This is a genomic window from Neobacillus sp. K501 (genome assembly GCF_053749995.1).
In genome coordinates this window covers 805,350-826,678 of sequence record NZ_JBSLYA010000001.1, presented here as the reverse complement: position 1 = coordinate 826,678, position 21,329 = coordinate 805,350, and the positions used below count along the sequence as shown (strand labels likewise).

24 protein-coding genes are annotated in these 21,329 nt (G+C 36.4%); 13 read left to right on the top strand and 11 right to left on the bottom strand.

Annotated elements, in window-relative coordinates:
• The first annotated feature begins 26 nt into the window (after window positions 1–26).
• Window positions 27–1,124 carry a glycoside hydrolase family 172 protein gene (locus ACWM35_RS04105; protein WP_454815736.1) on the top strand — a complete coding sequence of 366 codons (1,098 nt, stop codon included), beginning with the start codon at window positions 27–29 and terminating at the stop codon, window positions 1,122–1,124.
• Between the two features lie 75 nt (window positions 1,125–1,199).
• Here the strand turns inward: ACWM35_RS04105 and ACWM35_RS04100 are convergent, their stop codons facing one another.
• A complete protein-coding gene (locus tag ACWM35_RS04100) occupies window positions 1,200–2,951 on the bottom strand; it encodes a hypothetical protein (protein ID WP_454815734.1) in 1,752 nt (583 codons plus the stop codon).
• A 286-nt stretch (window positions 2,952–3,237) separates the two neighbouring features.
• Between ACWM35_RS04100 and ACWM35_RS04095 the strand changes: the two genes are divergently transcribed.
• Entirely contained in the window at window positions 3,238–4,308 is a 1,071-nt protein-coding gene (locus ACWM35_RS04095) for a LacI family DNA-binding transcriptional regulator (RefSeq protein WP_454815732.1), read from the top strand.
• A 60-nt stretch (window positions 4,309–4,368) separates the two neighbouring features.
• On the opposite strand, the gene ACWM35_RS04090 is transcribed toward ACWM35_RS04095, so the two are convergent.
• The 3 genes from ACWM35_RS04090 to ACWM35_RS04080 all read right to left on the bottom strand — a co-directional run bounded on the left by ACWM35_RS04090 (window position 4,369) and on the right by ACWM35_RS04080 (window position 6,678).
• Window positions 4,369–4,947: a YitT family protein gene (locus tag ACWM35_RS04090; protein WP_454815731.1), complete on the bottom strand. Its 579-nt coding sequence runs from the start codon at window positions 4,945–4,947 to the stop codon at window positions 4,369–4,371.
• 100 nt (window positions 4,948–5,047) lie between these two features.
• On the bottom strand, window positions 5,048–6,049 hold the full coding sequence (locus ACWM35_RS04085) for an anion permease (RefSeq protein ID WP_454815729.1): 1,002 nt from the start codon (window positions 6,047–6,049) through the stop codon (window positions 5,048–5,050).
• 11 nt (window positions 6,050–6,060) lie between these two features.
• On the bottom strand, window positions 6,061–6,678 hold the full coding sequence (locus tag ACWM35_RS04080) for a DUF47 domain-containing protein (RefSeq protein WP_454815727.1): 618 nt from the start codon (window positions 6,676–6,678) through the stop codon (window positions 6,061–6,063).
• A 328-nt stretch (window positions 6,679–7,006) separates the two neighbouring features.
• Here ACWM35_RS04080 and ACWM35_RS04075 point away from each other — a divergent pair, with 328 nt between their 5' ends.
• On the top strand, window positions 7,007–7,261 hold the full coding sequence (locus ACWM35_RS04075; RefSeq protein WP_454815726.1) for a GlsB/YeaQ/YmgE family stress response membrane protein: 255 nt from the start codon (window positions 7,007–7,009) through the stop codon (window positions 7,259–7,261).
• Window positions 7,262–7,366: 105 nt separating this feature from the next.
• Here ACWM35_RS04075 and ACWM35_RS04070 read toward each other — a convergent pair whose 3' ends face one another.
• Window positions 7,367–8,290 (bottom strand): RluA family pseudouridine synthase, encoded by a 924-nt coding sequence (locus ACWM35_RS04070; RefSeq protein WP_454815724.1) that lies wholly within the window; start codon window positions 8,288–8,290, stop codon window positions 7,367–7,369.
• A gap of 134 nt (window positions 8,291–8,424) precedes the next feature.
• Between ACWM35_RS04070 and ACWM35_RS04065 the strand changes: the two genes are divergently transcribed.
• The 3 genes from ACWM35_RS04065 to ACWM35_RS04055 all read left to right on the top strand — a co-directional run bounded on the left by ACWM35_RS04065 (window position 8,425) and on the right by ACWM35_RS04055 (window position 11,477).
• Window positions 8,425–8,811, top strand: coding sequence for a DUF5365 family protein (locus ACWM35_RS04065; RefSeq protein WP_454815723.1), 387 nt, complete (start codon window positions 8,425–8,427; stop codon window positions 8,809–8,811).
• Window positions 8,812–8,967: 156 nt separating this feature from the next.
• On the top strand, window positions 8,968–10,710 hold the full coding sequence (locus ACWM35_RS04060) for a phospho-sugar mutase (protein ID WP_454815721.1): 1,743 nt from the start codon (window positions 8,968–8,970) through the stop codon (window positions 10,708–10,710).
• A 44-nt stretch (window positions 10,711–10,754) separates the two neighbouring features.
• Entirely contained in the window at window positions 10,755–11,477 is a 723-nt protein-coding gene (locus tag ACWM35_RS04055; RefSeq protein ID WP_454815720.1) for an SDR family oxidoreductase, read from the top strand.
• 98 nt (window positions 11,478–11,575) lie between these two features.
• On the opposite strand, the gene ACWM35_RS04050 is transcribed toward ACWM35_RS04055, so the two are convergent.
• Entirely contained in the window at window positions 11,576–11,830 is a 255-nt protein-coding gene (locus ACWM35_RS04050; RefSeq protein WP_454815718.1) for a YhdB family protein, read from the bottom strand.
• Between the two features lie 149 nt (window positions 11,831–11,979).
• Here ACWM35_RS04050 and ACWM35_RS04045 point away from each other — a divergent pair, with 149 nt between their 5' ends.
• The 6 genes from ACWM35_RS04045 (at window position 11,980) to ACWM35_RS04020 (ending at window position 17,412) form a co-directional block, all read left to right on the top strand.
• On the top strand, window positions 11,980–12,975 hold the full coding sequence (locus tag ACWM35_RS04045; protein WP_454815716.1) for a M14 family zinc carboxypeptidase: 996 nt from the start codon (window positions 11,980–11,982) through the stop codon (window positions 12,973–12,975).
• Between the two features lie 37 nt (window positions 12,976–13,012).
• The gene (locus ACWM35_RS04040; RefSeq protein ID WP_454815714.1) at window positions 13,013–13,330 is read left to right on the top strand and encodes a DUF3889 domain-containing protein; all 318 of its coding nucleotides are present in this window, start codon (window positions 13,013–13,015) and stop codon (window positions 13,328–13,330) included.
• Window positions 13,331–13,418: 88 nt separating this feature from the next.
• Complete coding sequence (locus ACWM35_RS04035; RefSeq protein WP_454815712.1) at window positions 13,419–14,828, top strand: SpoVR family protein; 1,410 nt, start codon at window positions 13,419–13,421, stop codon at window positions 14,826–14,828.
• A 162-nt stretch (window positions 14,829–14,990) separates the two neighbouring features.
• The gene (locus ACWM35_RS04030; protein ID WP_454815711.1) at window positions 14,991–15,743 is read left to right on the top strand and encodes a GTP cyclohydrolase II; all 753 of its coding nucleotides are present in this window, start codon (window positions 14,991–14,993) and stop codon (window positions 15,741–15,743) included.
• Complete coding sequence (gene ribD / locus ACWM35_RS04025; protein WP_454815709.1) at window positions 15,736–16,839, top strand: bifunctional diaminohydroxyphosphoribosylaminopyrimidine deaminase/5-amino-6-(5-phosphoribosylamino)uracil reductase RibD; 1,104 nt, start codon at window positions 15,736–15,738, stop codon at window positions 16,837–16,839. Before ACWM35_RS04030 ends, ribD begins: the two co-directional genes overlap by 8 nt.
• Window positions 16,840–17,412 (top strand): 5' nucleotidase, NT5C type, encoded by a 573-nt coding sequence (locus ACWM35_RS04020; RefSeq protein WP_454815707.1) that lies wholly within the window; start codon window positions 16,840–16,842, stop codon window positions 17,410–17,412.
• A 60-nt stretch (window positions 17,413–17,472) separates the two neighbouring features.
• Here ACWM35_RS04020 and ACWM35_RS04015 read toward each other — a convergent pair whose 3' ends face one another.
• The 4 genes from ACWM35_RS04015 to ACWM35_RS04000 all read right to left on the bottom strand — a co-directional run bounded on the left by ACWM35_RS04015 (window position 17,473) and on the right by ACWM35_RS04000 (window position 20,484).
• Window positions 17,473–17,838 (bottom strand): cytochrome-c oxidase, encoded by a 366-nt coding sequence (locus tag ACWM35_RS04015; protein WP_454815705.1) that lies wholly within the window; start codon window positions 17,836–17,838, stop codon window positions 17,473–17,475.
• A 151-nt stretch (window positions 17,839–17,989) separates the two neighbouring features.
• Window positions 17,990–19,246 (bottom strand): DUF445 domain-containing protein, encoded by a 1,257-nt coding sequence (locus ACWM35_RS04010; RefSeq protein WP_454815703.1) that lies wholly within the window; start codon window positions 19,244–19,246, stop codon window positions 17,990–17,992.
• 145 nt (window positions 19,247–19,391) lie between these two features.
• Entirely contained in the window at window positions 19,392–19,946 is a 555-nt protein-coding gene (locus tag ACWM35_RS04005; protein WP_454815701.1) for a DUF3939 domain-containing protein, read from the bottom strand.
• 232 nt (window positions 19,947–20,178) lie between these two features.
• Complete coding sequence (locus tag ACWM35_RS04000) at window positions 20,179–20,484, bottom strand: HesB/YadR/YfhF family protein (RefSeq protein WP_454815699.1); 306 nt, start codon at window positions 20,482–20,484, stop codon at window positions 20,179–20,181.
• A 215-nt stretch (window positions 20,485–20,699) separates the two neighbouring features.
• Here ACWM35_RS04000 and ACWM35_RS03995 point away from each other — a divergent pair, with 215 nt between their 5' ends.
• Window positions 20,700–21,035 carry a hypothetical protein gene (locus ACWM35_RS03995; protein WP_454815697.1) on the top strand — a complete coding sequence of 112 codons (336 nt, stop codon included), beginning with the start codon at window positions 20,700–20,702 and terminating at the stop codon, window positions 21,033–21,035.
• Between the two features lie 66 nt (window positions 21,036–21,101).
• Here the strand turns inward: ACWM35_RS03995 and ACWM35_RS03990 are convergent, their stop codons facing one another.
• Entirely contained in the window at window positions 21,102–21,284 is a 183-nt protein-coding gene (locus ACWM35_RS03990; RefSeq protein WP_454815695.1) for a hypothetical protein, read from the bottom strand.
• Between the last annotated feature and the right edge of the window lie 45 nt (window positions 21,285–21,329).

Below are 21,329 nucleotides of genomic sequence, written 5' to 3'. Positions count from 1 at the left end.
TATTGGCTAAAAAAGGAGATAGAAATATGACATTTCTTGGTTCATCATTAAGAGATTTATATCGGGAAAGAGACAGTAAAAGAAAAAGAGCGTCAAGCTATGATACTACCGGTGGTAATAGAGATTATATAAAGGTTTATCCTGGCGATATTCAAACCATTTGTGAACTTGAGGGTTCGGGATGTATTACCCACATTTGGATGACAATGGCACCTTTGGATGATTCGATTGAGGAGTATCTTCACCGAAAAATTGTCATTAGAATGTACTGGGATGGTGAAGAGAATCCAAGTGTACAAGCACCAATTGGCGATTTCTTTGGGATGGGACATGGAATTACGAAAAATTATTCTTCAGAGCCCTTACAGATGAGTCCTGAGGATGGAAGAGCGTTAAATTGCTTCTTTCCAATGCCATTTGGAAAGAAAGCCAAGATTGAAATTGAGAGTAATGCCAATGACCCAATAAAATTTTATTATTATGTAGACTATGAACAATACGATAAAGAAATTGATAGTAAGCTTAGGTTTCATGCTTTGTGGAAACGGGAATTAACAGATGGGGTTACGGAAGACATGTCTAATGCTTTATACTGTTTTGGAGGTAAGAATACAACCGGTGATGGAAACTATGTCATTTTAGATGCAGTTGGTAAAGGGCATTATGTGGGCTGTAATCTCAATATCCATAACTTGCGTTTTACCCATGAATGGAATTGGTATGGTGAGGGTGACGATATGATATTTATCGACGGAGAGCCTTGGCCGCCATCCTTACACGGAACGGGGATGGAGGATTATTTTAATACGGCCTGGTGTCCACAGCAAGAAGTTTGTGCTCCATATCATGGGATAATCCTTGGTGGTGGGCCAAACTGGTCAGGAAAGGTTTCAGCATATCGTTATCATATCCAGGACCCAATTATGTTTGATAAATCGATTAAAGTGACAATTGAGCATGGTCATAACAATAATCGAAGTGACGATTATTCTAGTACAGCATATTGGTACCAAACGGAGCCACATCAGGAAGTAAAGCCAATCTTGTCAGTAAAGGATCGTTTGCCGCTGCCTGACACCTTACCGCAAAAGCCAGAAGACCTTAAAACATGCTTTGATTATTAAATAGTCTAGAGATCCATTTAATATCCATTCGAATGAAATCCCACCAGCATTATGTTGGTGGGATTGCCTTTTCAACTATTTATAATAGACCTCTAGCTCACCCATGGAAGTGAATGTAGCATTTCCTCCCGGGGTTCCGATGATTCGGACACCATCACCCCAAGTTTTATCAAAAGTAAAGGTATAGGATTGATTCTTGCCTGCAGAATTATTATTAGGATATGCAGGGACACCCTGTAAGTTTTTAACATCAACCCATTTGAAATCTTGCCTTACCTGCACTTTAATATCATTAAACCAGCCGCCATCTGGATACATATTACCTGTTGTATATACCACTTCGTTCATGTTATATGCCTGAGACCAAGTATAGCCCCACCAGTCCTCTTGTTTTCTTTCTCCATTCCAGTTATCAACAGATTGAAGTTTGTTTCCATTATTCAAGTATTGTAGATTTCCGGCATGAGCACTGTATTTTGAAACTGGGGTAGCATTACTCGAGTTTTCTGGCAGCGCCAAATTTAGATCGCTACTTTCATTTGTTGGTTCTGTTTTCTGATATGGAGTCACTTTTAGTTTTCTAAATGATAAGCTATATCTTTGCAGGCCACCCATAAAGGTATTAGAATTCATCCACATTTCTGTCCCATCTTCACTAATATACTTGGATGGAACAACTGCACCATAACCTCCATGATGATTATCAAACCATGGGTAGACACCAAAGTCTTTTGATAAAAATTTCTTCCAAGGACCCCACGGAGAGGGAGCTTCATAAAACTCAAACGTAAATTCAGTCCAAGATGTATAAATATATCTGTCTAACGGTTTATTGTAGACAATACTTCCCTGTGATAGAACAGTAGAATTGTCTGGATTCGTCGGATGTAAATTATTATTGTAGACCCTCCGTTCATCCTGTAACACTGGCTTACGCTGCTTAATATTTTTACTCCACTTCGCTTTCCCATTTAAATCACCAGTATAAAACTCCCATGTAGAGCGATCTTGTATACTAGTTTTAGGAACTCTAGCAAGATATAAATTTGTTGGATCTTCTACTGTATCGATAAAAGAATCCCGCCAATTATAATCCAACCCATAGGCATAAACATACTTATCAGATGTATTGTTTTCACTATCTTTTCCATAATCTAAAAACATAATAGTAGTAAACACATAGTCATCAAACATTGGCTTTGTTTTATCCCACGTCCATGTTTTCCCTTTATCTGTTGACTTGAGGATTGTTGCAGACGGTGCATCATTGAATGCTCTCCATCCGCCACCCTTACTAAGATCTTGAACGGCAAGATATAAATCACCATTGACTGAAATCATGCCAGTTGGCTTACGGTTATATTCGTAGGGGTCATTCCAAACCTGACCGACTTGATCACCACTTGAAAGTCTTACACCTGAAATATCTTTAGTGGCAGGGTGACCTCCGTTTATTTGATTGACGACAATATCCGACCAAGGAGCAGATAAATTAAATCCTTTCCCGTCACCATTTGCGGTGTATAGCTTATCATCATCTGACCAAGCTGCTGGCCATAAATCACCGTCGCTAGCTGTATTATAGGAAGAGTGTTCTTCAATCGTTACTGTTGAAAAGAATGTACTCTCTTCAGGAGTTACTATCGTATTTTTTTGCTTATTTTTATTACTGTTTTCATAATTGCTTTGGGTATTTTTTTCATATTTTTGGCTGACTTTGCTGGCAGTTTTAGCGTTTGCATCTGGAGGTGTAGAATTGAAAAAGGTAGAACTTAATATAACGCCACTTGTTAATAAAACTGACAACCCCTTCATGTTTGCTTTCAAATCAATTTCACTCCTCAATTTTAATTTTAACTATCGTATAAACTATTTCCAACCAACCGCCTTTCTTCAATTTTACCGGTAAAGTAAACGGGTAAAAAATAAGGATTTCTAAAAACTTTAACGGTAAAGTAATCCCTTTAAATATAATTTAACATATCCTTTTATAACTATCAATAAGATTCTGAATATTCAATATTAATAACAATGGCAAAAAGTGCTATTTTATTGTCACTTTTAAAAATATATATTAAACTAGCTTTACCGATATAGTTCCAAAACGTTTGGAGTGAGTTCAATTAAAAAGCGAGTTAAACTAGAGGATATTGCCAAAATAGCTGGTGTATCAAAAATGACCGTTTCCCTAGCCTTAAGAGATGACGCATCCATCAGTATAAGTACAGCAAAAAAAATTAAAGAAATCGCTGCTGATCTAGGATATATACCTAATAGAATGGCACAAGGGTTAAATACGGGGCGTTCACACACGATTGGCCTCCTTATTGGAGGATATTTACATGATGACTACCAAAACCAATTTATTAAGGGAGCAATCCCATATGCAATGGAAAAAGGCTACACCATTTCGATAGGTCCCGCAGAATGTGATAGTAAAGTTGAACAATCTCTTATTAAAAAATACACGAATATGATGGTAGATGGATTTTTAGCTTTCCATTGTAATGAAATTCAAACCTATAAAGAACTGCAAAAAACGAATATTCCTTTCGTTTTTTATACGAAATACTTTGAAGAATTAGATGCCGATCATGTTGTTTGTAACGACGTGAAAGGTGGTTATCAGATGACAAAACACTTAATAGATTTGGGTCATAAAAAAATTGCTTTCGTTTATGACTCCCATTTGAAATCTTCTTCGGAAGTCATTAATAGAAAACAGGGTTATATTGAAGCATTAGAACAAAGTGGTTTAAAAGTGGATGAGGGGCTATTTGTTCCTTTTAATCTATCCAATTATAACAATACAGATCCAAATGCAATTTTTGCAGAAAACTCACAGTTCATAGATTGCCTAAACCAAGAAGAACGTCCAACCGCCTTATTTGTTTGTAATGATATCACAACATCATTTGTCTATATTGTGGTCAAGAAATTAAAGCTCGCTATCCCTGAAGATATATCGATTGGAGGATATGAAGGAGTTTATGTTGGTTCCATTATTGACCCACCACTTACGACTGTTGCTACCCCGATAGAAGAGATGGGGAGAAAAGCATGTGAAATCTTAATTAATAAGATTGAGGGAAAAGTCCCGCCTTCTGAAAAAACAAAAGTGCAAGTGGAACCTAAATTGCTCATTAAGGATTCAACCGCCTTCATTTCAGATGAAATCTATTGAAAATATCAACAGAAAGGGATCTCAATTAAGTTCGAAACTTAACTGAGATCCCTTAGTTTTTTACCCTAGAGTCTCTGAACGCCTTGTTACCGTAACAGAGGTCATAAGACCCACGCAAATAATCGTTAATAGGGAGTATAAAAATTTTTCTATACCAACTACTTTTATTCCGCACGTTATGATAAGTCCATCAATAATAAAAATAATGATCCCAACATTAACTGAAGTAAATTTTGTAAGCAATTGAGCGAGTAAATCCGTCCCTCCTGTACTCGTTTCATAGCGGAGCATTAAACCAATTCCAAAGCCAACTAAAATGCCGCCAATTACTGTGCTAGGAAGAATCCCTAGTTGAAATCCCTCATTCATGAATGAAAATAGGTCGATACAAAATGATGAGATAATAAGTCCATGAAGACTATAGAAGAAATAGCGTCTTTCAAAGAACCAAGCGAGAATGTAAAGTGGGAGACTTAAGACAATCATACTTAACCCGGTTGGCCAGCCATAAAAGTAATGTATAATCAATCCTAACCCGATAACTCCACCGTCTAAGAGGTGATAGGGGACTAAAAAACCATTTACTCCAAGGCTTAATAATAGACTTCCGATTAACATCGCTGCTATTTTTTCTTTCAAAGTGATCCCCCCAACACTTGTCCCTATACTTAAAAAGTATGAAATTAGACGATGATTAGAAGTAATGTCAATTAAAAAAAGGATGAAAAGATTCATCCTTTTAAAAGAAAAGATTTAAAATAAAATAAGAGAAAGCTGCTATTAATGCTGTAATTGGAAGGGTAATAACCCATGTAACGAGCATGCGCTGGGCTGTATCCCACTTAACTCCCTTAATCCGGTGTGCAGAGCCTACCCCTAAGATACCAGAAGAAATAACATGTGTAGTACTTACAGGTACATGTAAAGCAGAAGCACCAAAGATTACGGCAGCTCCTGTTAAATCGGCAGCAACCCCGTTGATAGGGCGGATTTTCATGATTTTTCCACCAACTGTTTTAATAATTTTCCAGCCGCCTACAGAAGTTCCAAGTCCCATTGCCGTCGCACAGGCAAATTGAACCCAAAAAGGAACATCTCCATTTCCTCCAAGATAGCCGTTTGCGATTAATGCCATCGTAATAATCCCCATTGCTTTTTGGGCATCATTTGTTCCGTGAGAGAACGACTGTAATGCGGCAGTAGCGATTTGCATATAACGGAAATTACGATTTGTTTTCGTTAGATTAAAATTCTTAAATACCACTTTAAAAATACTATAAATGATAAAACCGACTCCAAAAGCTAAAATCGGTGAGAGCAGCAGTGCTTGAATAATTTTGAGAAAACCATTGTAGTTAAGAACATCAAAGCCTCCAGAGGCAATGGCAGCTCCGGCAATGGAACCGATGATCGCATGAGATGAACTGCTCGGGATTCCATAATACCATGTCAGTAAATTCCAAAAAATAGCAGCAATTAATGCAGCAAGAATGACAACCGATCCATTAGTAAGATCAAATGGGTTTACAATATCTTTTGATATCGATTTTGCAACCCCAGTAAAGGTCATCGCACCAACAAAATTCATGAATGCTGCTAATATAATCGCATGACGTGGTTTTAATGCTTTAGTTGAAACAGAGGTGGCGATTGAGTTAGCTGTATCATGAAATCCATTAATAAAGTCAAATGCAAGCGCACCAATGACAATCAGTACTGTTAAAATAAATAATGTATCCATATGATTGCTCCTTATGCATTCTTCATGATAATGGTTTCAAGAGTATTGGCTACGGCTTGGCAGCTATCAGCGATATCCTCAAGATTTTCGTAAATCTCCTTAAATTGAATAATTCGGATCGGATCTTTTTCGATACTAAATAAATGCTTGATAGATTGACGAAGAATATTATCGCATTTTGATTCATAATCCTTTGTCTTGATAGCATGCTCTCTCATTTGTGGCAGCTTTTTATTCGATAAAAGTTCAATGGCCTTGTCAATTTCATGTACGCTTCCTTTGATCGCATCGACAAATTGCAGCATAAAATCGTCTGCTTGAGTAATGGAATACATTTCGAACAATGCTGCTGTTGCCTCAAGACCATCTAGTACATCATCCATACTGATTGCCAAATGAAGGATATCTTCACGTTCAATTGGAGTAATAAATGCATCATTTAATTGCTTGATGACTTCATGAACATAAGAATCTCCCTTTGTCTCAATTTCCTTCATTTTTTCCGAAAAAGTTTTCAAATCACTTACATTCTTTAATTTGTAATCAGCAAAAAAATTTGCACCTTCTTTTAAGTTTGCTGAAATATTACTAAGTAAAGCCGAGAATTTGTCATTTTTCTTGAATGCCATAGAATAAATACCTCCAAAAATTATGTAAAAAAATTTTACACTTCAGGAAATCATTTTATCGAATTTTGTAGAAAAAATCATAAAAAATTTACGTAATTTACAAAAACTTAACATTAGAATTTTCTGAAATCTTTTTGATGTTCGTAATTTCTTTTTACTGTTTCCGCAGCAGGTAAATTTTATGTAGCAAAACTAATCTAACCTTATCCATATGAATGGAAAATAATAATTTGGGTACTTTAATGGTACGAGGCAGTATTTTCAAAATTAAATAATACTGCTTTTAAATTGAAAATGAATTTTTATTTTTAAAAAGGAGTGTTCTTAAATGAACTTCATTTGGGCATTAATCGTAGGTGGCGTTATTGGCTGGCTTGCTGGTCTAATTGTAGGAAGAGATATTCCTGGTGGTATCATTGGTAATATTATTGCTGGATTTGTAGGTGCATGGCTTGGGACCTTACTATTAGGGGATTGGGGACCAGTCGTAGCCGATTTTGCTATCATACCGGCAATCATCGGATCAGTTGCCCTCGTATTCCTGTTATCATTAATTATGCGCTCCTTTAGAAGAGCTAAATAATAAGGAAAGCGGAAGCCTCTAGGCGCTGGAGTTGGACAATTCTCAAAGTCGAATTTTATACTGATCTTTAAAATAAAGCCTCCCATCATCGGGAGGCTTTACCTTTTAAAGATCATAAACATCAACATCTATAAAAATCGTTTCCTGATCGATAAAAGGTGCAAAACAAATAATGATTTCCTCCGTTATTGGATGAGAAAACTCCAATTTTCCAGCATGAAGGGCCTGTCTTTTAACAATTGATTTTCCACCATATAAAACATCTCCTACTAAAGGATGCCCAATGTGGCTTAAGTGAACACGAATCTGATGTGTTTTACCGGTTTCAAGCCAGCATTTTACGTAGGAAAGATTTTTCTTTTTATCTTCCAGTATTACCTGATAATGTGTGAGGGCATCCTGACCTGATGGAGAAACTCTCCTCCTTGTTGGATGGTGGCGGTCACGGCCAATAGGTTCGGCAATTGTTCCCTTTTTTTGAGAAAATAGACCATGTACAAGAGCGACATAGGTTCTTTTTATTTCATGATTCTCAAGTTTTCTATCTAAAATAGTACCTGCTAATTGATGTTTCGCAAATAAAATGGCTCCTGAAGTATCTTTATCCAATCGATGAACCTGGCGGATATTTCTTATTTCCCCTTTTGCTTGTAAATAAAAGAGCCCTGCATTAACAAGTGTATTTGTATCTATTAGTGGATCATTTGGATGTGTACTCATAAAGGGCGGCTTATTGAAGACAATCAAGTGATCATCTTCATAAATAACCTGAATATCTTCAAAATTTGCAGGAAGCTGGGCTTCTTCTTCTGCAAATAATTGAAGTAACAGTCTATCTCCAAATACAAGCGGGGCAAGCCAGTTTCCACGGTTTCCATTTAATAAGACTTTATTTTCCATCCGAAAAGTATGGGTGAGCTTTTTGGGTGCTTCCCAAATTTCTCGAAAGATATCTTCTATTGTTAGTCCTTCCCAATTTTTAGGGATAATGATCTCGAGCCATTCCCCTTTTCGCTTAGTTTTCAACATTTTTTCTACCTCATTTTTGATGGTCTGATAGCAGAATAGACCGTGGTTATAATTACCACCGAAATTTACCTTTAAGTATGCTATTCTGGTTATATATTACGACAGATTATTGTTATAGCAAAGGTGGGTTACAAGTGAAAATTGTTTTTGCCTCGACGCCAAGCCAAGGGGAAGAGATTTGTGGACTTGTGAGGTATATTTATTCAACTGTTTTTCCACTCTATTTTTCAGATGAGGAAATTCACAAATTTGAACAGTTAAGGGTTTTGCAAACTCCTGATGATTTTAATACACTAGGTGATGCTTTTCAAGTAATGACGAGCTTGCACACGATGATTTCAATCCTTGAGTCTCCGGTTTATTATGATCATTATAGCTCTCTATTTAATAAGAACGTGGATATTATACAAGAATTTGGTTTGTTTTTTCCCTTTGAATTTGAACAGTTTGAAGAAGCAAAAAATATGAAGAATGGCATTTTTAGTATTTATATAAAAGCTGCCAATGAATTACTTGTATAATTGTCAAAAAAATGTCTGCCTATTGCAGACATTTTTTTTATATTCTTAAAGATAATTCCATTTATCCTTGTACATAGGCAGCATGAGATTATAAAATAAAGAAGATGCACTTGCGAAATAATAGACATAATGAAGGTTAACAGGAGGATTTCAAGAATGGATTGGAAAACAAGCGCTAACAGATGGATTGAATTTACTGGTTTAGATGAAGAACTTAAACGCCAGCTTAAAGAAATTAAGAATGATGAAAAGCAATTGGAAGAAGTTTTTTATAAAAATCTAGAATTTGGTACGGGCGGTATGCGAGGAGAAATTGGTGTCGGTACAAATCGAATGAATATCTATACTGTTCGTAAGGCTTCTGCTGGATTAGCAGCATACATAGAGGAGCAAGGAAACGAGGCAAAACAACGAGGCGTAGTGATTGCTTTTGATTCACGTCATAAATCACCGGAATTTTGTATGGAGGCTGCTAGAACACTCGCAACACAAGGGATTAAGACTTATGTTTTTGATGAATTACGGCCAACTCCAGAATTATCTTTTGCATTGAGATATTTAAATGCGTTCTCAGGTATTGTGATTACAGCGAGTCATAATCCACCGGAATATAATGGCTATAAGGTTTACGGTTCAGATGGCGGTCAACTGCCACCTGATAGTGCCGATGAGGTAATTGCAAAGGTTAATGCAATAGAAAATGAATTATTAATCAACGTTGACAGTGAAGAAAATCTTCGTGCTAAAGGGCTAATTAACACCATTGGTGAAGAAATTGATCATGCCTATAATGAAAAACTAAAAACAATTTCTGAAAACCCAACTCTTGCCGAAGAAACTGATTTAAAAGTGGTATTTACACCACTTCATGGAACTGCCAATAAGCCTGTGCGCCGAGCATTGGATTCATTAGGATATAAAAATGTAACGATTGTTAAAGAGCAAGAACTACCAGACCCTGAATTTTCGACAGTGAAAAGTCCTAACCCAGAAGAACACGCCGCCTTTGAGCTAGCGATTCGCGAAGGAAAGAAAATTGGTGCAGATTTGTTAATAGCGACGGATCCAGATGCTGATCGTCTTGGTATAGCCGTACTTAATCCTGAAGGGGAATATGTCGTTCTTACTGGGAATCAAACAGGAGCTTTGTTGTTAGACTATATCCTGACTCAAAAAGTAAGCAAGGGAACTCTACCACAAAACGGGGTAGTATTGAAAACAATCGTGACCTCAGAAATTGGCCGAAAAATTGCTGCTGCCTACAATTTAGAAACGATTGATGTCCTAACAGGCTTTAAATTTATTGCGGAACAAATTAATAATTATGAAGAAACGGGTGAGCACACCTTCCTCTTCGGTTATGAAGAAAGCTATGGGTACTTAATTGGCGACTTCGCCCGTGATAAAGATGCTGTACAAGCAGCCCTGTTGGCAACAGAGGTTTGTGCGTATTATAAAAAACAAGGCAAATCTCTGTACGAAGGACTCATGCAAGTCTTTGGAAAGTATGGGTTCTATTTAGAAGGTTTACGCTCTTTAACGTTAAAAGGGAAAGAAGGAGCAGAACAGATTCAGCGTATATTAGCCTCTTTCCGTGCGGAGCCAATTTCAAATCTCGGTAGATTAAAAATTGCGACTTCAGAAGATTATCAAACAGGAACTCGTGTTACCACAAATGGTGAAGAGAAAATCGATTTACCAAAATCGAATGTCTTAAAATATACATTCACCGATGGATCTTGGATTTGTTTACGACCATCTGGTACTGAACCGAAGGTGAAATTCTATTTCGGGGTAAATAGTGAAAGCCTTGAGGAGAGTAAGCGTAAACTTCAAGAACTTGAAAAGAATTTCATGGAGCTTGTTGATGAAAAGGTCAAAATGGTCTCGAATAACTAAGTATTTTGATCATCTAAGTATGTCATCATGAAAGGAAGTAAGCTATGCTAAAGGGACAAGTTGCCGTTATTACCGGTGCTTCAAGGGGAATTGGTAAAGAGATTGCTGTGAAACTTGCTGAACAGGGGATGAAATTATCCATTGTCGGGAGTTCTGCGCAAATATCCGAAACAGCAGAAGAGCTAAAGAAAATTGGTTTTTCTAATGTTTTACCGATTCAAGCGGATGTAACGAAAGAAGAAGACATACTGCAGGTGATGAAGAAAACAATTGAAGAATTTGGTCAAGTAGACCTGTTAGTCAATAATGCAGGTGTTGGATTTTTCAAATTGACAGAAGAAGTGACGGTCGAAGAATGGAAAAAGGTGTTTGAGGTCAATGTTCAGGGTGTTTTCCTTGCAACAAAAGCTGTTATTCCACATATGAAAGAGCGAAAATCAGGAACCATCATTACCATTTCATCCGATGTGGCTCGCTATACGATTCCAAACGGTGCTGCTTATACGGCAACTAAATATGCTGTCCAAGGTTTTTCTGGTTCAGTAGCTCAAGAAGTACGCGAGTATGGAATTCGAGTTGGAACCATCAATCCGGGAATGGTGGATACCTATTTTGCAGATTCCACTCAAGGTCTGCCTGAGAAACATAACTGGCTTAAGGTTGAGGATATTGCAAATGCGGTTGTTTATATGGCATCAGCGCCGAAGTACATGCTTATTGACGAAATCGTACTCCATCCACTAGTGCAACAGTATCCAATCGCTTAATATAAAACGGCTTCCGTAAAAGGAAGCCGTTTTTTGGTGGAATTCTTTAACCCGGTTGTAATTTTTTACCTTAGCAAAAACTGTATCCATTTTGTTTTTCAGGAAAGACTATACATCGGTAACTCATTATTTTCAGGTTCGAACGTTTCGTTTGCATGGTCGATGTAACGGAGCAGTGAATAAAGTTTCTTTTCGATGACCGAGTAATCATGTTCAAAATGATAGGCGTGCAGGAATTGCTCTATCCGTTTTGATAAAAACTGGTCCTTCGTTCTAACCATTAATATTAGCAAATTATCCCATTGAGATCGATGTGTATAATACAGCGCTCGATCATAATCCATTTTATTCATTTGTTTGTCTCCTCCTTATTAGGAGTTGAGATTATTTTATGACTTTTTGATGATAACTTGCACAGAAAATGTTGGACACTCATATTTGACGGCGTTTTCAACTTTTACCTGTATAACATCTGAGAAATTAGAAAAGTAAAGGAGGTAGTATGGCGAGAATACTATGTTGTTTATGGCTCTTATTTTTTTTATTTCAAAATGCAGCATACAGCGAAATAATTAATACAAAAGAACCCTATTCCTTTGAAGTATTAGAACAAGACTTGGAGGAATTAGAAGCTAGTTACCCAAAAGATATCATCGTCAAAAAGATTGGCCAGACCCATTTTAACAGAAGTATATATGCTGTTAAGCTTGGAAAGGGAGAGCGAAATATCGTCTTAATCGGCTCTCACCATGGACGCGAGTGGCTAACAAGTATGCTGTTAATGAAAAAGCTTGAAACCTATACAAAGGCTTATCAAAACAAAGCGAAGCTTGACAATATCCCAACCGAGCTATTGGATAAAGTATCGATTTGGTTTATCCCAATGCTTAATCCGGATGGAGTGACAATTCAACAAAATAAGCTTTCAATGTTTCCTGTAAAGCATCGGGATAAACTAAAGAACATGAATCATGGATCAAATAACTTTGAACGGTGGAAAGCAAATGCTATGGGGGTCGATCTGAATCGCCAATATCCAGCAGGATGGAAAAAGCTTGGGAAGGAACCAACCACTCCTTATTACCAATTTTATAAGGGACAAAAGCCACTCGAAGCAAAAGAGGTAAAGGGTTTAACAAAATTCATTCATGAAATTGATCCTTTAGTGGCTGTTGCCTATCATTCTGCAGGAAGAGAGGTTTATTGGAATTACTTTAATGGCAAACATTTTTTCCGGGATCGGCAAATTGCCATGAAAATTGCCAAATTAACACAATACAAATTAGCAAAGCCACCTCGTCATGCTGTTGGTGCTGGGTTTACAGATTGGTTTATTACTGCTTATCAAAGGCCGGCTATGACGATTGAAATTAGCCCGTTGGTCGGTGAAACCTCTCCGCCGCTTTCCGTTTTTGAGGAAGAATGGCTACGGAATCAATATGTTGGAATTACCCTAGTAAAAGAAGCAAGAAAATTAATTCATAACAAAGAGAATTAACGGAGAAAATATTTTAAGGAAACGGAGGTTCATTGAAATGAAAAAATATCTGTTGTCAATGGTGATTACATTATTTTGTCTAGGTAGTTTTGCAAATTTTGGTTTTGCAGAGCGGCCTGATTATGAAAAGTATGGAAGGATTGCCATAACTGTTGTTAAGGAAAATTATCCTGGTGATGAGATAAAGGAGTATCAATATTTAGGACGAAAAAATATTTCACAATCAAAAGTAGATGATTCATTTAGCTTTCAAGTCCAAGAAAATAATCAGAAATTCACGGTTATTGTAAAAGTTACTCATGATACTAAAACGAATAAGCTCCTTACCATAACTGTTGATTCAAAAAAACAATAAGCTAACTTGCTTATTGTTTTTTTGCTCTTGTTTCATCTTTCAACTCTTTTTCTCATACATTGTTTTAAGAGGAGAAGGGGGAATGACCATGAATGGGGAAGATCGTAAAGCACTTGAATCTGCCATTAGTGAAATCACCGAGATTGCCAAAGGCTTTGGTTTAGATTTTTATCCAATGCGTTATGAAATTTGCCCTGCAGAAATCATTTATACCTTTGGTGCTTACGGGATGCCAACCAGGTTTTCGCATTGGAGTTTTGGTAAGCAATTTCATAAGATGAAGCTTCATTATGATTTAGGACTTAGTAAAATATATGAATTAGTCATCAATTCTAATCCTTGTTATGCTTTCTTATTAGATTCCAACACCTTAGTTCAAAACAAATTAATTGTCGCTCATGTATTGGCGCATTGTGATTTCTTTAAGAATAATGTCCGCTTTCAAAATACAAAGCGTGATATGGTAGAAAGCATGGCAGCAACAGCCGAGAGAATACGTAAGTATGAAATTCAATATGGAAAAAAGGAAGTAGAGACCTTTCTAGATGCCGTGTTGGCCATTGATGAGCATATTGATCCATCATTGATGAGACCGAAGCTTGCTTGGTCTATAGAGGATGAAGAAGAAGAGGAAGAGCAGCAAGTCATTACACCTTATGATGATCTCTGGAGACTTGATGAAAAGGATAAAAAGGTAAATAGCTCACCACGGAAAAAGCAATTCCCGCCACGGCCGGAGAAAGATTTACTATTATTTATTGAATCTTATAGCAGGGAGCTTACAGATTGGCAGCGTGACATTTTAACGATGATGCGGGAAGAAATGCTCTATTTCTGGCCACAGCTAGAGACCAAAATAATGAATGAAGGTTGGGCCTCTTATTGGCATCAGCGGATTATTCGAGAAATGGACTTAACGAGCGGGGAATCCATTGAGTTCGCTAAGCTTAATGCCGGAGTAGTCCAGCCATCGAAGACAGGGATTAACCCTTATTATCTTGGTATCAAGATTTTTGAAGATATCGAAGAACGATATAACAATCCAACAGAAGAAATGCAGCGTAGAGGAGTGAAACCTGGTTCTGGGCGTGAAAAAATGTTTGAGGTTCGTGAGGTCGAATCCGATATTTCTTTCCTTCGTAATTACTTAAATAAGGATTTGGTCATGAGAGAGGATATGTACCTGTTCCAAAAACAAGGCAGGGACTATAAGATTGTTGATAAGCAGTGGGAGCATATACGCGACCAGCTGGTAAATATGCGTGTAAATGGCGGCTTCCCATATATTACGGTAAATGATGGCGACTATTTAAAGAATGGAGAACTCTACTTAAAGCACTGGTATGAAGGGATCGAACTGGATATCAAATATTTAGAAAAAGTCCTTCCTTATATTCAACAGCTCTGGGGTAGAGCCGTCCATATTGACACAATCATTGAAGAAAGAAGAATGTTGTTTTCCTATGATGGCAAGGGTGTCCATCGCAAATACTTATAATGGAGAAAGCTATCTTGTAGATACAGGATAGCTTTTTTTTGTACATATTTACTAATATATGATAGCCTAATTTCAGCTAGTTAAAAAAGCCATTCTTTGCAAACTTTTACCTAGAATTTATAAGCTATTTTCATTCAATACTAACAAAAAGGGGATAAAAAAATGAAAAAAACACTCGATTCCAGAGTTCTTTCCATATTGGAAGATAAAATTCAATTAATCACTACTAGTAAAGGGGCCATTTACTTAGTCGGACCAATTAGGCTTCCCGTTAATTTGTATGGAGAAACCGTTGTTTTTCAGTGGTATTGCTGGCTAAATTGTGATGAAGTAACCGCTGACTTTGAACGAATTATTGAAAAATTATCTTCGGCTAATTTAGCTGAATTTCAACAATCCAGCGTGTTAGTCTATGGCGACTTTGAATATGCTGATGATGCGATTATTCGTATGCATTCGATTTGTCATACCGGTGATATTTTTGGCAGTAAAAGATGTGATTGCGGTTTCCAGTTAAAGAAATCTATGAAGATGATTGTTGATCATGGAACAGGAGCTTTATTTTATCTCGCTAACCATGAAGGAAGAGGGATTGGATTATTCAGTAAAGCAATGGCATATGTTCTACAAGAAAACGGATTTGATACAGTTGAAGCGAATGAAGGTCTTGGTTTTGTTGACGATGCTAGAAATTATGGGGATGCTATACAAGTTCTTAAGGCTCTTCGCACTAAACCAGTCACGCTGATGACAAATAATCCTAAAAAATTGGATGCATTAAAAATGGCGGGGTTAGAGGTATCAGGAAGAGAACCATTATGGGGTGACATTTCGGAATATAACGAAAAATATCTTCAGACAAAAATTAAGAAATCTGGACATTTAGAAGATGAGGGGACTTGTCCAAATGACTAACCATGAATTTTATATGGACCTGGCTTTGACAAATGCTCAGGCCATGAAGGGGCAAACCGATCCTAATCCACTTGTGGGGTCGGTTATTGTTAATGATAACCGAATTGTTGGAGTTGGTACCCATTTAAAAGCGGGAGAGCCCCATGCTGAGATTCATGCGATTAGGATGGCAGGCAAAAAGACAAAGGGTGCTACGATATATGTGACGCTTGAGCCATGCTCCCACCATGGCAGAACCGGACCTTGCGCGGTCGCGATTGTCAATGCAGGTATTAAAAAGGTGGTCATTGCTACTCTCGACCCAAATCCAGTTGTTTCGGGTAATGGTGTTAAGATCCTTGAAGATGCCGGGATAGAAGTAATTATTGGCATTCGCAAACAGGAATCACAAAGAATGAATGAAGTCTTTAATAAGTTCATTGTTGAGAAAAAGCCGTTTGTAACATTAAAATCTGGTATTACCTTAGATGGTAAAATTGCGACACATAGTCATCACAGTAAATGGATTACATCAGAAGATGCAAGAAAAGATGTCCATCAATTAAGAAATGAAAATATGGCTATTTTGGTAGGTGTTAATACGGTAATTCAAGATAATCCAGAATTGACGACCCGATTACCGAACGGTCGAAACCCAATACGAGTCATTCTAGATTCAACGTTGAAAATTCCATTAGATTCAAAAGTAGTCACGGATTCCCTAGCAGAAACATGGATCTTTACAAGTAGGAAATTTGATTCTGAAAAAGAAATACTTCTTAAATCAAAAGGGATAAAAGTGTTTCAAACAACTGCTGCTAATCAAGTGGATCCAACAGATGTTCTGCAAATTTTAGGGGAAAATCTTGTATCCTCATTAATAATCGAGGGCGGCGGAACGATTAATGCTTCTTTTTTAGAAAATAAATTAGTTGATAAGGTCATCCTTTATATTGCGCCGAAACTGATAGGCGGAAAAGATGCACCGACGTTTTTAGAAGGAACCGGAATGGACAAAATGTCGGATGCAGTGGAGCTAACCGACACATCCTTCGTTAAGATCGGCAAGGATATAAAATTTATTGGTTATCCGACATATACAAAAGAGGGAATATAAATGAAATTTGGTTTTGATATTGATGATACTTTAATAAATCTCAGAGAACACGCTTTTAATATTTATAATAAGAATTTAAAACAAAATATACCGATCCATGAATTCCATCAACTAAATCGAGTTGAAATTCATGAACCATTTGGATTAACGGATGAACAAGGGAAGGAAATGTGGAATACATCATTAGAAGAGATTTATTATACATCTTGTCCGCCATTTCCAGCTGCTGTTGAAGTGTTACAGCAATTAGAAGAACAAGGGCATGAAATATACTATATAACGGCTAGACCCAAAGCCCATGGCGAGCGGACAAAGGAATGGTTAAAGAAACAGGGATTTCCCGTTCATGATGATCGTTTTTTTTATGGAATGCAAGATAATGAAAAGGTTCAGATCATCAAAAAATTACAACTGGATTATTACTTTGATGATAAACCAGATGTACTAAATACATTAATGAATGAGCCTTCCAAGGTTTATGTTAAAGATCAATCCTATAATCGCCATTTAGATATTCCACGAATAGTTAATTGGACTGAGCTAAATGAAATTATAAATAGAGGCAGCTATTGATACATGAATAGCTGCCTTTATGAAGTAATGGACGAATAGGAAAAATTAGTTCAGATTTAATTAATTTTTTACGTTAGATAAGATATTAATTGCAAAAATGATTACCCCTAACACCATCAAGGTCCCACCGGCTGCGACAGCGGGTCCTGCTGCACCAACACCAGACACTAATAAGGCAAGCCCTACCATCATAACGGGAAGACTAATATTATGAAGCCAGAAGTGGACCTTTGCTAATTTTGTTTCTGCTGCATTTGGAAACGCAACATAAATAAGACCGGCCAAAGTCATTGCTGTCCATCCTAGTAAATTAATATGAACATGTACAGGTGTGAAGGTGAATTTTTCTGTCATTGACATGAACATTCCAATACATACCCCAATGACAAAATAAACAACGGAAATCTTAATAAACTTGATCCCCATTTTCCCCCTCCTCTTCTTCACAATTATGGATACAGTATCTAATTATGATGGAATTCATTAAAAAAGAACTATGTTATCTGAGAAGGAATGGGTATTTTTTACTTAATGATCAATGAAAAAAGCTGCCATGAATAGTTCATGACAGCTTGAATTAAAAAATTAATTTCAATCCAACTAAGAAAAGACCAATAAGAAATCCACAAACTGCTCCGTTTACTCGAATCCATTGCAGGTCTTTACCAATATTGGTTTCTAACATATCAATTAGTGTTTTATCATCCAATTTATCTAGGTTCTCTTCCACGAGTTTACCAATTTTTGAATGATTATTCTCGACAAACATTGAAATTTGTTTTTTTATCCATGTCTCTATTGCCTCGACCTTTTCGTCATCGGAACGTAAACTGTTTAGCCCTTTTGTCATTTGGGGGAGTAAATAGTTCTCATAAAAATTAGGTTCCTCAATATAAGTCAGGACTTTTTGTTTTAACTGTTCCAGTAGCCCAATGATCTTTTCTTCAGGCTTCCAATCAGAAATGATTTGATCTTTTACATTATTCAATTCTGCTGCTAAATTTGTATCGTTTTTCATATTCTGCAGCTTCGTATTAATGTGAAAGAGTAATGTTTGTCTGTTCTGGTTAAAGGGATCACGAAAGCTGCCAACACCTTTTTGAATTAAATTCTGGATAATATTCCCTAGTTTTTCTTCGTTCACTATATTTGTAAAGGACTTAAGCGCAAATTGCATAAAACCATCTGCCTTGATATTTTCTAATGCATCGACAGCCATTCTGCCGAGCCTTTCTTTTGTACTTTCCTTTTTTGACCATTCATCAATTTCCTCAAGTACAAAATCTAGAGCTTTTTCATCATATTTTCTTTTCAATAATTGATCAATCGCTAGTGGAAGATAGTGACTTAAATCTAATTCAGTTACTTTTGATTTCAGCTCTTTTTCAATCAGAGGTGATAATTTTTTACTATCAATCGTACTGATTAAATGATTTATTGACCTAACAATTACATTTCTAACGACTGGTCCCTTTACTTCCTTTTCAGCCAAATTGAAAAGCTTCTCTGTAAAAGGGATATTAGAAATTTTCTTGCGAATGCTTTCTTTTGTCAGCCAATCATTTTCGAGCATAGAAATAATAGCCTTTGAGATTCTTTTTCGATTTTTAGGTAATAGAGCTGTATGTGGTATTGGCAACCCTAATGGATGGCGGAACAAGGCGGTGACAGCAAACCAGTCTGCTAGTCCGCCTACAAGTCCAGCCTCGAAGCCTCCTTGAAGGATCATTCCCCAAAGGGTATTTTGAAATGGGAAGGTAGCTAAGAAGCCTACACCCATAATCGCTAAAGAAATCTTCGCTAAATGCTGCGATTTATTCTTACTTTTTGTCATCTTTGTATCCCTCATCCTTTAAATAAAATAAAAATGGTTAATGCTATTATCTCAATATATCTGAAAAAAAAGCAAAAAAAACCTCTTTTGAGAAAAACTAAAATAAAAGATGATAAATCGTTTGAAAAGCGAGAACTCCTCACAGCTATTGTGAGGAGCTCTTTGCCTTATTCTTATCAGGTTTAATATGAGTGACAAGTCCATCTAATTTTGTAATGTAAAACTGAATTTCTGGTGCTGCCTTTAGATAATGTTCTTGAATTAATTGATAGTAGTTAACCCTGCGATCTGGGTCGAAGCTTAACATAGGGAATTCCTTCCGTTCCTTAACATATAAGTCCACAGCTTTCTGCACCAGGTCCATCTCTAAGGGTATTTTTTTATCCTCTTCCTCGAATAAATCATACGTTTCTTTTGACATATAAAATCTTCTGGAAGGAATACCGCCTAATATAGAGGCAAGCTGAGTAAAGTCTATACTATTATCATCTTGTACAATAATAGTCCGGTAAACTCCTTTTGGCAGCTTGTCTGAAAACTGTCTAATTGCCTTTCGAACATGTTCAATCGATACTTCAATGATTGGGTAGTTTATGATCTCATCCATTCCTTTTTGAGAAAATATTTGATCTCCTGCTGTCATAGGAACTGTTTTTCTAAAATACTTCTTTACTAAGTCCTTTGTGAACTTGTATTTCATATTTTGCGCCCCCTTTATTTCTTTATACTTATATGTATGGGAACGGATTTCTGCTGTTAGGTCCTATGTTTACGCCTTCATTATATGTCTTATTTAGGGTTATCGCAACATAGTTCGAAGTTATTTCTTAATTTTCCGAATAATAAATCCGACAGAGTTCTTAATAATTTTTGATACAAAATAGAACAAATAAAAAAGCAACCATTTTTAAGATGGCTGCTCATAAAAATTATTAATTTATAATTGCTGGATCTGTATAGGTGACGAATATTTCCTCTGAAAGGTCATTCACGGATAAGTAGGTTTCGGTATTTTCAAAAAACCAAACATCATTACCTTCAACATAAAAGGTTATTCCATTTATATCCGTTGTATAGCCTGCGTTTGATGGTAATTCTGCAGAAAAGGCCAGGCTGTATCCTTTATGTTTTTCACCAAAGCCTGCGTACTGGGGATATAAGCGAATGGTAAATGGCTTGTTGATTTCAAATTCTTTATTAAACCATGCCACCGCTCTTTCATCGATAGAAATTAACATTTACTAACACCAACCTTTTCTTATAATTAATATGTTTTAATGTTAAATGTTTTTAATTGGGTTTGCCTGTGATAATCTTCACTAAGAATGATGGATAATGGTTATATTATAAAAAGTTCATAAATCTGCTAAAAATATCTTTCTGAAATTTGTAACAAAATTAAGATGTAAATGGTGATAAAATAAAGGGAACCAAAAAAAGGGAGCGGGCAAACATGGAGAAAAAATTTGAGGAATTAAATGATAGTATTAATGAAATTAAAACTTTAGTTCATTCATTTCATAAAACGTTAGAGAATATCGAACACAGGCTTTCCAGATTTGAAAAAATGGACAGTATTGAACACAGGGTAGAGGTGAATCAAATTGACCTCTCCGATATCAAAGAGTATCTTCAGCGAATAGAAGAGGTTCAAACGAAAGTGTTACATGACATAGAAAATGGTCCGGACAGTAAGGAAGATATTCAATACATTAACCGCCGATTGGATTCTCACTTAGTAAAAATAGCTAAAACGGAAGAGGATATATTAATCCTAAAAAATAAATAAAGGGACACTAAAAGATCAGATAATTATATATCTGATCTTTTAACTTTTCTATATACTTGTAAACGCTTACGATTTGAAAAGTGATTTGACACCCATGAAAAGCAATACAAAGGAAAATACTATAATGGCTAACGCACCTACGATATCAAAAAGTGATTCAAAGCTACTTAAAAATGATACGGCTTCCATGTTCATTAAAGCAAAACCAGCAAAGATGGAAGCTAAAAATAATAAAATAGTGTCTCTCATCATTATCCCCCCTTAATTACTATAGGATATGTTTTGTCTACAAGG

Bases quoted from the DNA above. Each gene is read 5' to 3' on its own strand.
- ACWM35_RS04045 (WP_454815716.1), top strand. From the start codon at position 11,980: ATGGCGAGAATACTATGTTGTTTATGGCTCTTATTTTTTTTATTTCAA.
- ACWM35_RS04070 (WP_454815724.1), bottom strand. From the start codon at position 8,290: ATGTTGAAAACTAAGCGAAAAGGGGAATGGCTCGAGATCATTATCCCT.
- ACWM35_RS04005 (WP_454815701.1), bottom strand. From the start codon at position 19,946: ATGAAATACAAGTTCACAAAGGACTTAGTAAAGAAGTATTTTAGAAAA.
- ACWM35_RS04020 (WP_454815707.1), top strand. From the start codon at position 16,840: ATGAAATTTGGTTTTGATATTGATGATACTTTAATAAATCTCAGAGAA.
- ACWM35_RS04000 (WP_454815699.1), bottom strand. From the start codon at position 20,484: ATGTTAATTTCTATCGATGAAAGAGCGGTGGCATGGTTTAATAAAGAA.
- ACWM35_RS04075 (WP_454815726.1), top strand. From the start codon at position 7,007: ATGAACTTCATTTGGGCATTAATCGTAGGTGGCGTTATTGGCTGGCTT.
- ACWM35_RS04030 (WP_454815711.1), top strand. From the start codon at position 14,991: ATGAAAAAAACACTCGATTCCAGAGTTCTTTCCATATTGGAAGATAAA.
- ACWM35_RS04060 (WP_454815721.1), top strand. From the start codon at position 8,968: ATGGATTGGAAAACAAGCGCTAACAGATGGATTGAATTTACTGGTTTA.
- ACWM35_RS04080 (WP_454815727.1), bottom strand. From the start codon at position 6,678: ATGGCATTCAAGAAAAATGACAAATTCTCGGCTTTACTTAGTAATATT.
- ACWM35_RS04055 (WP_454815720.1), top strand. From the start codon at position 10,755: ATGCTAAAGGGACAAGTTGCCGTTATTACCGGTGCTTCAAGGGGAATT.
- ACWM35_RS04015 (WP_454815705.1), bottom strand. From the start codon at position 17,838: ATGGGGATCAAGTTTATTAAGATTTCCGTTGTTTATTTTGTCATTGGG.
- ACWM35_RS04035 (WP_454815712.1), top strand. From the start codon at position 13,419: ATGAATGGGGAAGATCGTAAAGCACTTGAATCTGCCATTAGTGAAATC.
- ACWM35_RS03990 (WP_454815695.1), bottom strand. From the start codon at position 21,284: ATGAGAGACACTATTTTATTATTTTTAGCTTCCATCTTTGCTGGTTTT.
- ACWM35_RS03995 (WP_454815697.1), top strand. From the start codon at position 20,700: ATGGAGAAAAAATTTGAGGAATTAAATGATAGTATTAATGAAATTAAA.
- ACWM35_RS04050 (WP_454815718.1), bottom strand. From the start codon at position 11,830: ATGAATAAAATGGATTATGATCGAGCGCTGTATTATACACATCGATCT.
- ACWM35_RS04010 (WP_454815703.1), bottom strand. From the start codon at position 19,246: ATGACAAAAAGTAAGAATAAATCGCAGCATTTAGCGAAGATTTCTTTA.
- ACWM35_RS04105 (WP_454815736.1), top strand. From the start codon at position 27: ATGACATTTCTTGGTTCATCATTAAGAGATTTATATCGGGAAAGAGAC.
- ACWM35_RS04040 (WP_454815714.1), top strand. From the start codon at position 13,013: ATGAAAAAATATCTGTTGTCAATGGTGATTACATTATTTTGTCTAGGT.
- ACWM35_RS04085 (WP_454815729.1), bottom strand. From the start codon at position 6,049: ATGGATACATTATTTATTTTAACAGTACTGATTGTCATTGGTGCGCTT.
- ribD (WP_454815709.1), top strand. From the start codon at position 15,736: ATGACTAACCATGAATTTTATATGGACCTGGCTTTGACAAATGCTCAG.